16 protein-coding genes are annotated in these 15174 nt (G+C 69.8%); 3 read left to right on the forward strand and 13 right to left on the reverse strand.

What is annotated here, in order from left to right; genetic code table 11:
* Window positions 1–20 precede the first annotated feature (20 nt).
* A complete protein-coding gene (locus tag ACFVH2_RS08940; protein WP_378421638.1) occupies window positions 21–437 on the reverse strand; it encodes a DUF3592 domain-containing protein in 417 nt (138 codons plus the stop codon).
* Complete coding sequence (gene menD, locus ACFVH2_RS08945; RefSeq protein WP_378421640.1) at window positions 434–2056, reverse strand: 2-succinyl-5-enolpyruvyl-6-hydroxy-3-cyclohexene-1-carboxylic-acid synthase; 1623 nt, start codon at window positions 2054–2056, stop codon at window positions 434–436. The genes ACFVH2_RS08940 and menD overlap by 4 nt, the downstream gene beginning before the upstream one ends.
* Window positions 2057–2134: 78 nt before the next feature.
* Between menD and ACFVH2_RS08950 the strand changes: the two genes are divergently transcribed.
* Window positions 2135–2737, forward strand: coding sequence for a flavin reductase family protein (locus tag ACFVH2_RS08950; protein WP_378421642.1), 603 nt, complete (start codon window positions 2135–2137; stop codon window positions 2735–2737).
* 78 nt (window positions 2738–2815) lie between these two features.
* Window positions 2816–3658: a siderophore-interacting protein gene (locus ACFVH2_RS08955; protein ID WP_378421644.1), complete on the forward strand. Its 843-nt coding sequence runs from the start codon at window positions 2816–2818 to the stop codon at window positions 3656–3658.
* 69 nt (window positions 3659–3727) lie between these two features.
* Here ACFVH2_RS08955 and ACFVH2_RS08960 read toward each other — a convergent pair whose 3' ends face one another.
* From ACFVH2_RS08960 to ACFVH2_RS08975, 4 genes are all read right to left on the reverse strand, one after another.
* Entirely contained in the window at window positions 3728–4174 is a 447-nt protein-coding gene (locus tag ACFVH2_RS08960; protein WP_378421646.1) for a DUF6918 family protein, read from the reverse strand.
* Window positions 4175–4348: 174 nt separating this feature from the next.
* Window positions 4349–5335 carry an o-succinylbenzoate synthase gene (locus ACFVH2_RS08965; protein ID WP_378421648.1) on the reverse strand — a complete coding sequence of 329 codons (987 nt, stop codon included), beginning with the start codon at window positions 5333–5335 and terminating at the stop codon, window positions 4349–4351.
* Window positions 5332–6087, reverse strand: coding sequence for a 2-phosphosulfolactate phosphatase (locus ACFVH2_RS08970; protein WP_378421650.1), 756 nt, complete (start codon window positions 6085–6087; stop codon window positions 5332–5334). Before ACFVH2_RS08970 ends, ACFVH2_RS08965 begins: the two co-directional genes overlap by 4 nt.
* A 32-nt stretch (window positions 6088–6119) precedes the next feature.
* A complete protein-coding gene (locus ACFVH2_RS08975) occupies window positions 6120–6785 on the reverse strand; it encodes a PaaI family thioesterase (RefSeq protein ID WP_378421652.1) in 666 nt (221 codons plus the stop codon).
* A gap of 95 nt (window positions 6786–6880) precedes the next feature.
* On the opposite strand from ACFVH2_RS08975, the gene ACFVH2_RS08980 reads away from it, so the two are divergent.
* A complete protein-coding gene (locus tag ACFVH2_RS08980) occupies window positions 6881–7774 on the forward strand; it encodes a 1,4-dihydroxy-2-naphthoyl-CoA synthase (protein ID WP_378421654.1) in 894 nt (297 codons plus the stop codon).
* Window positions 7775–8081: 307 nt separating this feature from the next.
* Here ACFVH2_RS08980 and ACFVH2_RS08985 read toward each other — a convergent pair whose 3' ends face one another.
* The 7 genes from ACFVH2_RS08985 to ACFVH2_RS09015 are packed head-to-tail and all read right to left on the reverse strand — an operon-like array spanning window position 8082 to window position 15150.
* On the reverse strand, window positions 8082–9143 hold the full coding sequence (locus ACFVH2_RS08985; RefSeq protein ID WP_378421656.1) for a hypothetical protein: 1062 nt from the start codon (window positions 9141–9143) through the stop codon (window positions 8082–8084).
* 34 nt (window positions 9144–9177) lie between these two features.
* Complete coding sequence (locus ACFVH2_RS08990; RefSeq protein WP_378421658.1) at window positions 9178–10323, reverse strand: sulfotransferase family protein; 1146 nt, start codon at window positions 10321–10323, stop codon at window positions 9178–9180.
* A 23-nt stretch (window positions 10324–10346) separates the two neighbouring features.
* Window positions 10347–11159 carry an SDR family oxidoreductase gene (locus ACFVH2_RS08995; protein ID WP_378421659.1) on the reverse strand — a complete coding sequence of 271 codons (813 nt, stop codon included), beginning with the start codon at window positions 11157–11159 and terminating at the stop codon, window positions 10347–10349.
* The gene (locus ACFVH2_RS09000; protein WP_378421661.1) at window positions 11156–11515 is read right to left on the reverse strand and encodes a nuclear transport factor 2 family protein; all 360 of its coding nucleotides are present in this window, start codon (window positions 11513–11515) and stop codon (window positions 11156–11158) included. Before ACFVH2_RS09000 ends, ACFVH2_RS08995 begins: the two co-directional genes overlap by 4 nt.
* Before the next feature lie 40 nt (window positions 11516–11555).
* Window positions 11556–13457 carry a sulfate adenylyltransferase subunit CysN gene (cysN, locus tag ACFVH2_RS09005; protein WP_378421663.1) on the reverse strand — a complete coding sequence of 634 codons (1902 nt, stop codon included), beginning with the start codon at window positions 13455–13457 and terminating at the stop codon, window positions 11556–11558.
* Entirely contained in the window at window positions 13457–14362 is a 906-nt protein-coding gene (gene cysD, locus ACFVH2_RS09010) for a sulfate adenylyltransferase subunit CysD (RefSeq protein WP_378421665.1), read from the reverse strand. The genes cysN and cysD overlap by 1 nt, the downstream gene beginning before the upstream one ends.
* Window positions 14359–15150, reverse strand: coding sequence for a 3'(2'),5'-bisphosphate nucleotidase CysQ (locus tag ACFVH2_RS09015; protein WP_378421667.1), 792 nt, complete (start codon window positions 15148–15150; stop codon window positions 14359–14361). The genes cysD and ACFVH2_RS09015 overlap by 4 nt, the downstream gene beginning before the upstream one ends.
* Window positions 15151–15174: the final 24 nt, after the last annotated feature.

A 15174-nucleotide genomic window follows, 5' to 3' on the forward strand; every position in this document is an offset into this window, starting at 1 on the left:
GTTCGGGCGAACCCTCGGATCTACGCGACCTTCGTCCGGCGCCGCACCACCCACAACGCCGGCAGCGCCACGATCCAGGTCACCACGATCACCGAGCCGGCCGGGACCAGGGCCACCCGGGCGTCGCGGCCGGCCACCCGTACCAGGTCCGGGTCGGAACGGGCGTACTCGACGTCGATCCGCTGCCCGGCGATCAGCTTGGTCGGGTACAGCACGCCCAGACGCGGCGTGTGGGTGACGCCGTCCGGGGTGACGAAGCTGACCGCCGAGCGGCGGGCGCCCGCGGACAGCACCTCGGCGGTCGCGACGCCCTTGTCCGAGTCGATGGTGTGGTCGTTGCGCCAGGCGGCGAGCACCAGCAGCACCGCGAGCACGGAGATGCCGATCCCGACGACCAGTACGCCCCGGGTGACCCGGCGCGCGACGGTCGGCGTCACAGCTGGGCCCGCACGGCCGCGTGCAGTTCGCGCAGGCCGGATCGGTCGGTGGCGACCTCGAGCACCCGGATGCGGTCGGGGTTCGGCTGCGAGAGCGCGACCGCCAGCTGGTCGGGCGTCACCGCACGATGCACGACTCGGTATGCGGCACACAGCGCGGACAGGTCCATCCCGTGCGGGGTGCCGAAGATCCGCTCGAAGACACCCGCGTACTGCGGGTCGCCCTGCTCGAGCAGTTCGAAGATGCCGCCGCCGTCGTCGTTGGCCACCACGATCGTCAGGTCGGCCGGGCGGGGCTCGCCGCTGCCGATCAGCAGGCCGGAGGCGTCGTGCAGGAAGGTCAGGTCGCCCATCAGCGCGACCGTCCGCGCGCCGGTACGAGCCGCCACCAGCGCCGCGCCGACCGCGGTCGAGACGGTGCCGTCGATGCCCGCGACACCACGGTTCGACAGCACCCGCACGCCCTCGCGCGGGTAGCCGACCAGCGCCGCGTCCCGGACCGGGTTGGAGGCGCCGAGAACCAGCTGGTCGCCGGGCCCGAGCGCGTCCGTCACGACCGCCGCGACGTGCAGTCCGGTGGCCCGGGGATGCGCGGAGAGTTGTTGCCGCACGGCCTTGTCCGCGTGCTCGGTCAGGTGCCGGCAGCGGTCGAGCCAGGCCTGCTCCGGCGCCCCGGTGATCACCGCGCGGGTGCCGGTGGCGAGCACGTTGCCGGAGACGTCGGGCCAGCGCGGGCCGGTGGTCAGGGCGAACACCGAGACCCTCGGGTCGGCGAGCAGCTTGGAGACCGGCCGGTGCAGCGTCGGCCGCCCGGTGATGACGGCCTGGCGCGGATTGAGCTGCGAGAGCGCGAGCGGGTGCAGCGGCACCCCGTGCAGCGGGGCGGTCGGCTCGGCGACGGTGGGCAGGCCCGCGAGTTCGGGACGATGGCCGCTGCCGTGCCCGGAGATCACCACCGTGTCCGGGGTGAGGTCGAGTTCGAGCGGGACGTCCAGGGTGGCGTGCTCGGTGGTGGTCCAGGCCGCACCGCCCGGCCTGCCCTCGGGGACCGGCCCCTGCAGGTGCACGTCCGGGACCAGCGGCTCCCTCAGCGGGATGTCGAAGTGCACGGGCCCGGCGTTGCCCGACCGGGTGCCGCGGGCCGCGGCGAGGACCCGGCACACCGCGGAACGCCACTGACTGTTCTGGTCCACGCCCTCCTCCGCCAGGCCCAGGCTGATGGTCGCGCGGACCTGGCTGCCGAACAGTCCGAGCTGCTCGACGGTCTGGTTGGCACCGGTGCCGAGCATCTCGTACGGCCGGTTGGCGCTGAGCACCACGAGCGGCACCCGGGCGTAGTTGGCCTCGAGGACCGCGGGGCCGAGGTTCGCGACCGCGGTGCCCGAGGTCATCACGATCGGCACCGGGCGGCCGTCGGCGATCGCCAGCCCCACCGCGAGGAAACCGGCGGTCCGCTCGTCGATCCGCATGTGCAGTCGCAGCCGGCCGGCGGTGTCGGCGCGCTGCAGCGCGAAGGCCAGCGGCGCATTGCGGGAACCCGGGCACAGCACCACGTCCCGGACCCCGCCGCGGATCAGCTCGTCGACGACTGCGGTGGCCTGGGCGGTGGACGGATTCACGGGTTCCAGGGTGTCAGACGACGCGCGCCGCGCCATCGTCGGCACCGGCACGGTCTGGCCGCTGGCACGATGGCTACGGTGCGCACCCTCTTCGACCCCTCGCTCGTCGACGCCGAACGGATGTATGCCCTGCTGACCGCCTCGGTCGTGCCGCGACCGATCGCGTGGGTGTCCACCCGCGGCGCGGACGGCAGCACGAACCTGGCGCCCTACAGCTTCTTCACCGTCGCGAGCACGGACCCGCCGGTCGTCCAGTTCACCTCGGTCACCCGCAAGGACAGCCTGCGCAACATCGAGGAGAGCGGCGAGTTCGTGGTGAACCTGGCGACGGCGTCGCTGATCGATCGGGTGAACGCCAGCTCGGCGGTGTTCGACGCCGACGTGAGCGAGTTCGACGCGGTCGGGCTGACGCCGGAGCCGAGCGATTCGGTGCGCCCGCCGCGGGTCGCGGAGTCGCCGGTCGCGATCGAGTGCGGCCTGCACCGGGTGATCGCGGTGGGCAACAGCTTCGTGGTGATGGGGGCGGTGCGGGCGATCTCGGTGCGCACCGACGCGCTGGCCGAGGACGGCCTGCCGGACTTCGCGGCGATCGCGCCGGTGAGCCGGCTCGGGCGCGCGGAGTGGGGACTGCCGCCGCGGGTTCGGGTGCTGCAGCGACCGGGGCGACCCCAACCCAGTTAACCGTAGGTTAGGCTTGCCTGAGCTTCACGTGGAGTGCCCGTGCAGCGCACCGAAACATCTCTCAGGCGAGGACTGTCGATGGCCAAGCGCAGCAAGTTCGTCAAACCCGAGCACCGCGAGTTCATCCGGACCCGGGTGCTCGCCAGCAAGCAGATCAGCCCCAACTTCGTCCGCGTGACGGTCGGCGGTGAGGAGTTGCGCGGGTTCACGCCGCTCGGTTTCGACCAGTGGTTCCGGATGTTCGTCCCACAGGCCGGGGCGAGCGCGCTGCGACTGCCGAGCGCGACGAGCAACCTCTGGTACGCCCAGTACCTGGCCATGTCGAAGGGCAACCGGCCGGTGGTGCGCAACTACACCGTCCGCGCGTACCGCCCCGCCGACCGGGCGCAGCACGGCGACACCCCCGAACTGGACATCGACTTCGTCTGCCACGGCGCGGACGGGCACGGGGACCCAGGTCCCGCGTCGATCTGGGCCAACGGGGTAGCACCCGGCGACGAGATGGCGTTGCTCGACGAGGGCCTGATCTACAACCCGGCGCCGACGACCGGCTGGCAGCTACTGGTCGGCGACGAGAGCGCCCTGCCCGCGATCGCGGGCATCCTCGGGTCGGCGGCGCCGACCCTGCGGGCCGAGGTGTTCATCGAGGTGCCGCACGCCGACGACGCTCAGGACCTCGGCGAGCCCGAGGGGGTGCGGGTGCACTGGCTGGTCCGCGGGGATTCGCACGCCCGACCGGGCGTGCTCGCGCTCGAGACCGTCCGGGCGGCCCGGTGGCCGGACGCCCCGTCGTACGCCTTCGTCGCCGGAGAATCCGATCTGGCGACCGGAGTTCGGCGCCATCTCGTGAGCGATCGCGGGGTGGCGAAGGCCGACATCGCCTTCACCGGGTTCTGGCGATTCGGCAAGTCCGCGCCGTAGTGCGCTACGCGCAGTGGAGTGCTTACGGAGGTCCCGCTATCCGTGAGCACTCCACTGCAGCGAAGCTGCCTATCCGGCGTGCTTCTCGACGAGCGCGCCGAGCCGGGGCAGGGCCTCGACGACGTTCTTCTTGGCCGAGGGGCGCAGGCTCGAGTAGACCTTCTTGATCGCGGACTTGCTGGTGCCCTCGATCTTCTCGTCGGTGACGCCGAGCAGGGCGTCCGCGACCTCGTCGCCGCGGCCGGTGAGGAACTCACCGAAGCCGGCGGCACCGGTCGCGCCGAAGTCCTGCCAGAACGGCTCCAAGCGAGCCACGAAGCCCGGGAGCAGTCCCTCGACCGCGTCCGGAACGATCGACGGCCCGACCTTCTTCACGGCGCCGTAGCCGCCCTTGAGGGCCAGACCCGAGGCGCCCGACTTGTCCGAGACCTCGGCGTCGATCAGCTCCTGCACGTCCGCGACGACGGCGGGCAGCCGCGACGGGGCGAGCAGGGTTTCGTTCAGTGCTGCAACCACTTTCAATGCCTCCGATGTTGACTGGGATGTCGAGGCCAGACCTTATACGACGGCACGACCCCTCAGTACACACCAGTCACTCAGTTCACACCTGCCACTCGGCGATCTGCGCTGCGGGCGATCGCCGGCAACAATCCAGCGCATTCGCGGCCGTCGGCTCCGAGCGGGACGATGTCAGCCGAGGAGAGTGTGGCAGCGCGCCAGCCGGGCCAGCCACCAGTCGGTCCGCTCACCGGTCGCGCGCAACCGTGCGAGCCGCTCCGGATCGGGGTCCACCAGGGCCGCCGAGAGCGCCCCGTCGCGCATGCGGCGCGGCGCGGCGACGTCCTCCGCGAGGAGGCTGCCGGTCCCGAGCCCGCACGCGAACTCGAGATCCGGCAACGCGGCGGCGGCCGCGAGCCCGGCGCCGATCCCGACCGTCGAGTCCAGTGCGCTCGACACGACGACCGGCACCCCGTGCTCCGCGAGTTCCTCCGACAGCCGCAGCAGCGCCCGGACGCCGCCGAGGGGCGCGACCTTGACCACCGCGACGTCCGCCGCGCCCGCCCGGACCACCCGCATCGGGTCCTCGGCCCGCCGGATGCTCTCGTCGGCGGCGATCCGGATGCCGCGGCCGGTGAGCCTGCGCCGCAGTTCCACGAGTTCCGGCACGCTCGCGCAGGGCTGTTCGGCGTACTGCAGGTCGCCGTCGGCGGTCAGCGCCGTCAGCGCCGCGGCGGCCTCGTCGACGGACCAGCCTCCGTTCGCGTCGACCCGGACGTGCTCGACGTGCTCACGGACCGCCGCGACGCGGGCCAGGTCGTCGGCAAGGGTCTGGCCCTGCTCGGCGACCTTGACCTTCGCGGTGCGCGCACCCGGGAAGCGGGCCAGGATCTCCGGCACCCGGGCGGCCTCGATCGCGGGCACGGTCGCGTTGACCGGCACCTCGGCGCGGCGGGCGGGCGGCGGGCCCTGCCAGGCGCACTCGATCGCCGACCGCAGCCAGCACGCGGCCTCGCCGTCGTGGTACTCGGGGAAGGGCCCGAACTCGCCCCAGCCCGCCGGGCCGTCCAGCAGCAACACCTCGCGGGTGGTGATGCCCCGGAATCGCACCCGCATCGGCAGGCTCACGACCGTGGCGGCGGCGAGCAGGTCGTCGAGGGCGGGCACCGCGGCGGTCACGGCGTCACCGTCGCGTCCACGAAGGCCTCGCCGCGCAGCACGGGCACCACCGCGCTCGTGTCGAACTCGGCGGCGATCTCCACGTCCGCCGGGAAGCCCTTGTCGATCAGCTCCCGACCGCTCGCGCACTCGCGCAGGCGGGCGCCCAGATCGGCCGATGCGGCGGCGAAGGCCTCCGCCGCCGACCGCGATTCGGGCGAGAAGCGGCCGGGCACCACACCGAGGGCGGCCAGCACCGCGCCCGCGCCCCACAGGTCCTCGGCCGCCGGGCGCAGGGTCCGGTCCGGCCATCGCTCCCCCGCCGCGATCACGGCGACCCGCTCGGCACCACGTTCTCGGACCCACCCGGCCACCGCGCTCGCGTTGCGCAGCGAGGCGCCGACCACCTCGACACCGGACTCGGCCAGCCCGAAGCACAGGGCCGACCCGTTCGGCGACGGCAGCACCAGCCGGGCCGGTGCCTGCGCGGCGCGCATCGAGGCCGGCGACAGGCTGATCTCGCCGGCTGCGGCGTGGGACCGCCCGACCGCGACCGCCGCCTCCCGGTCGGCGGCGTACCCGGCGGCCGAGCCCGGATCCCAGCGGTACGGGTAGACGACGGTGCCCGCGTCGAGCGCGACGGTGAGCGTGGTGGTGAACGACAGCACGTCCACCACCACCGCGACGTCGCAGTCCCGGGTGAGCGCGGCCGCGCCGGTGGCACCCCAGTCGAACCGGACCGGGTAGTCCCCCTGCCGGTGGGCGGACGGCATGCGCCCGTCCTCCCCGCGCAGTCCGCTCATCGTCAGGGCTGCCCCGGCAGCAGCACCAGCATCAGCGCGTCGCAGTCCGCGAGCAGGGTGCCCTCGGCGTCGACGAGTCGGGCGCTGACGAACGTCTTGCGGCCCTCGACCCGGTCCACCTGCCCCTCGACGGTCAGCGGTGTGTCGATCGGGGTGATGTTGCGGTAGTTCACGTGCAGGTAGGCGGTGCGGCTGATCGGACGGCCGTAGGCGTGGGTGATCATCCCGAACAGGTCGTCGAACAGCAGCGGCAGCGTGCCGCCGTGCGCGGCGCCGTTGCCTCCCATGTGGAACCGCCGGAACACTCCGGTGCTGCGCACGCCGGTCTCGTCGAACTTCTCGATCGTCCACGGCATCATCAGCAGGCTGCCGCGTCCGGGCAGGCCCATCGACCGTCCGCCCGGCTGCAACCCCTCGCGCACACGGAACGGTTCGAGGGTGGCGACGAGCGCCTCCGCCTGCTCGGCGGCGAGGCGGGCGGCGTCGGCGGACGGCGCCGCCGAGACGGCCAGGTCCTGCACGGTGCGCAGCGCCGCGATCAGCCGGCCGAAGTCGGGGCCGCCGTCGTCCTCCGCGGACTTGTACACCGGGAACCCGCCGTGCTGCTCGTAGCCGTCCACATCGCCGCGGCCGCGCGGGCTCGGCGTCCCCTCCACCTGATCACTCATGACTGCACGGTAAGCCCGGAGGCACCGCGGGGCTGAGCGCGGGGTTGTCCGGGCGTCCGGCCGGCGCGGCCGCGCGGGGCATATCCTTGGGCATCGTGACCTTCAATCCGCAGCTGTGGCGCCCCGTCCCCGGGTTCGAGAACCTCACGGACATCACCTATCACCGGCACGTCACGCAGGGCACGGTCCGCGTCGCGTTCGACCGCCCGGAGGTGCGCAACGCCTTCCGCCCGCACACCGTCGACGAGCTGTACCGAGCGCTCGACCACGCCCGGATGACCTCCGACGTCGGCGCGGTGCTGCTGACCGGCAACGGTCCGAGCAGCAAGGACGGCGGCTGGGCCTTCTGCTCGGGCGGCGACCAGCGGATCCGCGGACGCAGCGGCTACCAGTACGCCGCGGGCGAGACCGCGGACACCGTGGACAAGGCCCGCGCGGGACGGCTGCACATCCTCGAGGTCCAGCGGCTGATCCGCTTCATGCCGAAGGTGGTCATCTGCCTGGTCAACGGCTGGGCCGCGGGCGGCGGGCACTCCCTGCACGTGGTCTGCGACCTGACCCTGGCCAGCCGCGAGCACGCGCGCTTCAAGCAGACCGACGCGGACGTGGGCAGCTTCGACGGCGGCTACGGCAGCGCCTACCTCGCGAAGATGGTGGGACAGAAGTTCGCCCGCGAGATCTTCTTCCTCGGCGAGACGTACACCGCCGAGGAGATGCACCGGATGGGCGCGGTGAACAAGGTCATCGACCACGCCGAGCTCGAGGACGTCGCGCTCGAGTGGGCGGACAAGATCAACGGCAAGTCCCCGCAGGCGCAGCGCATGCTCAAGTACGCCTTCAACCTGACCGACGACGGACTGGTCGGCCAGCAGCTGTTCGCCGGCGAGGCCACCCGGATGGCGTACATGACCGACGAGGCCGTCGAGGGCCGCGACTCGTTCCTGGAGAAGCGCGATCCCGACTGGTCGCCGTACCCCTGGTACTTCTGATGCGCTGACCGGTCAGCAGCAACAATCGACCGGGCCGTCAGTCGCGGCCGCGCATAGGGCCGGGACTCGATGGACACCTACGCGACCACCCTCACGCCGCCGGACGGGTGGCAAAGCCGGTGTTCAAGCGCGTCAACCGGGTACGGAGGCCCTGCGGGAGCGACACCGCTCGCGCTCAGTGCGGTCGGTGTTCGACAACCCAGGCCGCAATCTGAGCCCGGGATGTGAATTCGCCAGGATGTGGGGAGCTCACATGCGTTTGCCGTGATCATCGCCGCTGCCAGCGACCACTTCGTCGATGCGATACTTACATCTTCACTACCTTCGACGTCGGGATCGGGTGCGAGTCCGCCTTGATCCAGCGCATCGCCCATGTCCCCTCGGTGTGGAAATCGGTGTCGATCCAGTTGCCGTAGCCGGGATCCTTCGCCGCCACCACGATCGTCAGGGTGCCGTCGCCGTTGAGCTTGGCGGTGTGGTTGTTGAGGTAGATGTTCGTCCGGTTGTAGTCGAGCGATTCCACCCAGAAGTTCTGCAGCACGAAGTTGAAGTACTCGCAGTTCGGCACCTCGGTCTCGATGACCCACGCCTCGTCCTCGGCGAGCTTCCAGTACCCGTGCAGGTAGAAGATCGTCGGATCGCCGCCGGCCTTCTGGAACTGCTCCTGCCCGCGGTCGAAGATCTCGTTGGGCTGCGGCATGAAGTCGCGCGACCACTCGAGGAATGTGGCGGCCGAGCCCTTCAGCATGCCGATCGCCCGGTCCAGTCGCCGGCCCAGCTCGTCCTCGGTCAGCGGCACGAATTCGCCGTCGGGGTTGAGGCATTCGATGGACAGCTCGCCGGGCACCTCGGCCCGCCGGTCCGCATAGGTCTGCCGCACGGAGATGAGATTGCTCTCCGGCGCGAGCGGCAGCCACGCCCCCTCGGCCGGCTCGTCCACGCTCGCGATGAACTGGAAGCGTCCGTTCTCGTCGACCGCGAGGTCGTGGATGTGCAGGTCGCCGGTCTGCAGCATGGTGCCGTCGATGTGGTAACGGTTGACCCGCGAGCCGAAGGTGATCAGCGGAACCGTGCCCCGGGTGCCGGTGATCCGGTAGGTGTACTGCCCGGAGATGTTGGCGCGCATGTAGATGTTGTCCGGGTTGTCGGCGCCGATCTTGGTCATCATGTTCGGGTTCGGCGCTGACGTGAACTGCGGCCACCGCGGATCGGTGTACTCGACGCAGTTGATCGTCGCGTAGCGCAGCAGCCGGCTCAGGTAGCGGACGCCCTCCGCCTGCGTCAGCGCGTCCTGCGGGACGATCTCGTCCTCGAGGATCTTCCCGACCTCGAGCAGGTCCGTGCAGAACTTTTCCCATGTGGCGTTCATATGAGTATTCCTGTTCTGGTTGATGTTCGAAGATTCAGACGGTGGTGGCGAACTTCGCCTCGACGTCGGCGGCCGTCACGCCGAACTCCTCGAGCGAATAGCGGTGCGACGGACGGCGATGGTCGGCGAGGCTGGCCTGGTGCGACGCCTCCACCGCGGCGCGAGCCGCGTCCGTGAACGGCATGGCGAACTGCGAGTAGATCTTCTCGACGGTGCCGACCGCATCGGAGAAGAAGTCCGTGTAGTCGACGTCGATGAACTGGTCCGGGTTGTACCGGGCGCGGGCACGATTGAACGTCGTGTTGCCGCGCGCCCACAGGTCGAGTTGGGTGCGCCCGATGGCCGGGCGGTCGAAGGCCTTCGACATGTCGTGTCCGCCCTGCTCCGCAAGGCTGAAGGTGGACGCCATCGACGTCTGCGGGTCCCGGAAGGTACGAACGAACAACGCGTCCGGGTAGACCGTCATGATCTCGTCGAGCGCGAAGACATGGCTCGGGCTCTTGAGCACCCACCGCCGGTCCGAGTCGTTCAGCCCGATCAACTGCAGGTTCTTCTTGTGCCGCGCGTACGTCTCGGTCCAGTCCTGCCCCGCCAGCCACCGCGTGTAACTCGGCACGTACGCGACGGTCTCGAACGCGGTCGAGAGCATCGTCTGCTGCAGCAGACGCCAGCATTCCTCGACCTCCTCCGCACCCATGAAGTGCACCTTCATCAGGTCCGCCTCGTTCGCCTGACGCGCCCGGTAGAAAGCGTCGGAGCGCACGTAATCCTCGTTCTCCGACCACTTGTCGCGATCGGGACGGGGCTGCGGGGTCTCGGCGAGCCACATCTCGGCACCCTGATGCGCCGGGTCGGCGCCGAGCAACCGGTGCAGCGCGGTGCTACCGGTCCGCGTCAACCCGACCACGAAGATCGGGCGCTCGATCGGAACGTCGACATGCTCGGGGTACTTCGCGAATCCGGCCTCGCTGGCCAGGCGTCCCGCGAGCGCCCCGGTGATCATCTTGCGGGCGATCACCTTGCCGTGGGGAGTGAGGTCGGCCTCCCGCTCGAACGACTCGAGCAGCACCCGCAGCCCGTCGAGGTAGCGGTCGCCGCCGAAATCGCTGTACCCGGCCGCCTCGCACGCGGCCTGGTGCAGGTCCTCGATGGAACCGATGCCGTCGTAATCGTGTGTCATCCGTACGTCCTTGTGAGAGTGGATCAGTGGTGGGCGTGGCCGCAGTTGACGTCCAGGCACTGCCCGGTGATCGCGCGAGCGAGGTCGGAGGCGAGGAACAGCACCGCGTTCGCGATGTCGTCGGGTTCGGGCAGCCGGCGCAGGTCGGTGCCTGCCGCGATCTCGGCGTAGACCTCGGCCGGGTCCACACCGCGCTGCTCGGCCTGCTTCTCGACCATCCGCTGGACCCGCTCCGCCCAGATGTATCCCGGTGCGACGGAGTTCACCCGGACACCCATCGGGCCCATCTCCACCGAGAGACTGCGGGCGAGGGCGAGCAGCCCGGCCTTCATCACCCGGTAGGCCCCGAAGTTCGGCAGCTGGTTCCGCAGCACCATCGAGTTGATCATCACGACCGACCCCTGGCACTTCTCGAGCGCGGGCACCAGTTTCCGGGTCAGGTTGAGCGCTGCCAGGAGGTTGATGTCCAGGCCCTGCCGGACCGATTCGAACTCGGTGTCGAGGAGCCGCTCGTGTGGTGGCTGCACGAACGCGTTGTGCACCACCGCGTCGACGACTCCGAACTCCGCGAGTGCCATGTCGACGAGGTTCGTCACCGACGCCTCGTCGGTGAGGTCGGTCGGTACGGACACGGCGGTACCGCCGAGTCCGCGGATCTCCTCGGCGACCTCGGTCAGCCGCGACTCGGTCCGCGCGGCCAGGACGATCCGGGCACCGGCCAGCGCGCCGCGGACGGCCACCGAGCGCCCGAGCCCCGTCCCGACACCGGAGACGACCACGACCTTCCCGTCGAGCATCGCCGGCATCACCTGCGGTGCCTGCAACCCCAGCGTCATACCTGTGCCTTGGGGTCCAGAACGACGCTCAGCGAGACGATCTTGCCGTCGTCGTCGAACTCGAAGAGATCGCTGGCGAGGAAGTCGGGCACGCCCTCTCGCTGCACCCGCAACTGCATCGCGGCATACCGACCGGAGACGAGGATCGGCGAGTGGCGGCTCACCGTGAACGCCACCTGTGCGTTCGCGATGTCGAACTCGCGGATCTCGTCGATACCGCGGTAGGTCCGCACGCCCAGCGGCTCGTGCTGTACCGCGTCGGCCGCGAACAGCGCCACCAGTTCGTCGACATCGTGATTGCCGAGATGCTTTACGTACGAATCGATCACCGAACAGATTTCGTCTCGGGTAGGCACAGGGAACGCTCCTCAGGTGTGGTGGGTGAAGTGGGCCGGATCAGGCGATGACGCCTCGGCTGCGGAGGTTCTCGACAATCCTGGCGGCGGCCTCCTCGGGACTCGTCACGGTCGTGTCGACTCGCAGCTCGGGGTTCTCCGGCGACTCGTACGGGGAGTCGATGCCGGTGAAGTTCGTCAGGTCGCCACGCCTCGCCTTCTTGTAGAGCCCCTTCGGATCCCGCGACTCGGCGACGTCGATCGGGGTGTCGACGAATACCTCGCAGTAGCGGTCCTCGCCGATCAGTTCGCGGGCCGCGTCACGCTCGGCCTGGAACGGAGAGATGAACGACGCCAGCACGATCAGGCCGGCATCGGCCATCAGCCGGGCGACCTCGGTGACCCGGCGGATGTTCTCCACCCGGTCGGCCTCGGTGAAGCCGAGGTCTCGGTTCAGACCGTGGCGGACGTTGTCGCCGTCGAGCAGATAGGTGTGGCAGCCGCTCGCGTGCAGCTGCCGCTCGAGCTCGTTCGCGATGGTCGACTTGCCGGACCCGGACAGACCCGTGAACCACAGCACCTGCGGCCGGTGACCGTTCAGGACCGCCCGGGACTCGGCGTTCACGTCCACGGCCTGCCAGTGGATGTTGTCCGACCGGCGCAGCGAGTGCGCGATCATGCCCGCACCGACCGTGGTGTTGGTCAGCCGGTCGATCAGGATGAAGCCGCCCGTGTCGCGGTTGTCGGTGTAGGCGTCGAACGGGACCGGTCGATCGAAGCTGATGTTGCAGACGCCGATCTCGTTGAGCGCCAGCGTGTTCGTCGCCGTCTGCTCGAGCGTGTTGACGTTGATCTTGTACTTGGGCCGGGTGATCCGCGCCTGCACGGTCATCGTGCCGATCTGGCACACGTACGGGCGCTCGGGCAGCATGTCGTGCTCGCCCATCCACACCAGCTGCGCCTCGAACTGGTCGGCGACCCCGGGAAGGGCGTCCGCGACGGCGAGAACGTCACCGCGGCTGATGTCGATCTCGTCGGCCAGGGTGATCGTGACCGACTGGCCCGCGACGCCCTCGTCGAGGTCGCCGTCCATCGTGACGATTCGCAGGGCGGTGGACTCGGTGCCGCTGGGCAGCACCCGGACGCGGTCGCCCGGGCGCACCGCGCCGCCGACGATCTGTCCCGAGAATCCGCGGAAGTCGAGATCCGGGCGGTTCACCCACTGCACGGGCATCCGGAAGGGACCGGTGCGGAGGTCGTCGTCGATGTCGACGGTCTCGAGGTGCTCGATCAGCGACGGACCCTGGTACCAGGGCGTGTTCGGGCTTCGCTCGGTGAGGTTGTCCCCCATGTAGGCGGACATCGGGATCGGGACGACGCTGCCCAGTCCGATCTCGGCCGCGAAGGCGGTGTACTCGTCGACGATCCGCTCGAAGACCTCCTGCGAGTAGTCGACGAGATCGAGCTTGTTCACCGCGAGCACCACGTTCCGGATGCCGAGCAGCGAGACGAGGTACGAGTGCCTGCGGGTCTGGGTCAGCACGCCCTTGCGGGCGTCGATCAGGATCACCGCGAGGTCGGCCGTCGACGCACCGGTGACCATGTTGCGGGTGTACTGCTCGTGCCCCGGGGTGTCGGCGACGACGAACTTGCGCCGCTCGGTGGTGAAGTAGCGATAGGCCACGTCGATCGTGATGCCCTGCTCTCGCTCGGCCGCGAGCCCGTCGACGAGCAGTGCGAAGTCGAGGCCCTCGCCCTGGGTGCCGACCTTCTTCGAGTCGCTCTCGAGCGCGCTCAGCTGGTCCTCGAAGACCAGCTTCGACTCGTACAGCAGCCGGCCGATCAGCGTGCTCTTGCCGTCGTCGACGCTGCCGCAGGTGATGAACCGCAGCATGCTCTTGGTTGCGTGCCGCTCGAGGTACTGCTCGATGTCGTCGGCGATCAGATTGGACGAGTGAACCATCAGAAGTACCCTTCCTGCTTCTTCTTCTCCATCGAGGCGCTGCTGTCGTGGTCGATCACCCGGCCCTGACGCTCGGAGGTGGTGGTGAGCAACATTTCCTGGATGACCTCGGTCAGGGTCGCGGCCGTCGACTCGACCGCGCCCGTGAGCGGGTAGCAGCCGAGGGTCCGGAACCGGACGCTCTTGAGTTCGGGAATCTCCCCGGGACGCAACGGCATCCGGTCGTCGTCGACCATGATCAGAGTGCCGTCCCGCTCGACGACGGGACGCTTCGCGGCGAAGTACAGCGGCACGATCGGGATGTTCTCCTGCCGGATGTACTCCCACACGTCCAGTTCGGTCCAGTTCGACAGCGGGAAGACGCGCAGCGTCTCGCCGGGCGAGCGCCGGACGTTGTACATGTGCCACAGTTCGGGACGCTGCCGCTTGGGATCCCATCGGTGCTCGGCCGAGCGGACCGAGAACACTCGTTCCTTCGCCCGGGACTTCTCCTCGTCACGGCGGGCGCCGCCGAACGCCGTGTCGAACTTGTGGAGGTCGAGTGCCTGCTTGAGCCCCTCGGTCTTCCACATGTCCGTGTGCGTCGACGATCCGTGCGTGAACGGGTTGATCCCCTTCTCGACGCACTCGGGATTCTGGTGGACGAGGAGATCGAAATCGCCTGTGGCAGCGGATTCGTCGCGGAGCTTGTACATCTCCTGGAACTTCCACGTCGTGTCGACGTGCAGCAGCGGGAACGGCAACCGGGACGGGAAGAACGCCTTGCGGGCCAGGTGCAGCATCACCGCACTGTCCTTGCCGACCGAGTAGAGCATCACGGGATTCTCACTCCCCGCGACCGCCTCCCTCATGATGTGGATGCTCTCGGCCTCGAGTCTCTCGAGGTGGGTCAGCGCACGTGTCATCGCGCAAGTACCTCCAGTGCTTTGCCTGCCAACTCCGGGCGGCAGATCAACAGGTCGGGCAACCAGGGGTTCTCCTGGTTGTAGACGGGAACGGATCCGTCGATTCGCGAAACATGTAGTCCCGCAGCACGGGCCACGGCGACCGGGGCCGCCGAGTCCCACTCGTACTGACCTCCGGCGTGGGCGTAGATGTCCACCTCGCCGCGGACCACCGCCATCGCCTTCGCACCGGCCGAGCCCATCTCGACCAGTTCGGCGCCGAGGGCGGCAGCCATTGCCATGACGGGCTCGGGTCTGCGGGTCCGGCTGACGACGACCCGGGGCGTGGCCGGCACCGATCCTGCCGGGGCCGGCGCATCCGCCGTCGAGTAGGTGACACCGAGTGCGGGCATCGCGACCGCACCGGAAGTGAGCTCCCCGCGCTCGGCGAGCGCGACATGGACGGCCCAGTCGATGCGGCCGGGTTCGCCGAACTCCCGGGTGCCGTCGAGCGGGTCGACGATCCACACCCGGTCCGCGACAAGGCGGGCGGGGTCGTCCACACCCTCCTCTGACAGCACGGCGTCTGCCGGGAACTGCCGCGCCAACTCGGCGACGAGGAACTCGTGGGAAAGCCGGTCGCCCGCGCCGCGTACCTGGGCCGGGTCGAGACCGGCACGCTCGGCATCCATGCGGTACGCCATCAGGAGTTGCCCTGCAGCGGTGGCAATTTCGGCTGCGGCGCGGTCGTCGACCGAACCGTGTACGGCCGGGGGATGCGGCGTGGGGGCCGCGGCATCTGTAGTCACGCTGTGACTGTAACCACAGAATGA

Origin of the sequence: Rhodococcus sp. NPDC127527, assembly GCF_042672245.1 — a bacterium.
Classification (GTDB): Bacteria; Actinomycetota; Actinomycetes; order Mycobacteriales; family Mycobacteriaceae; genus Rhodococcus_G.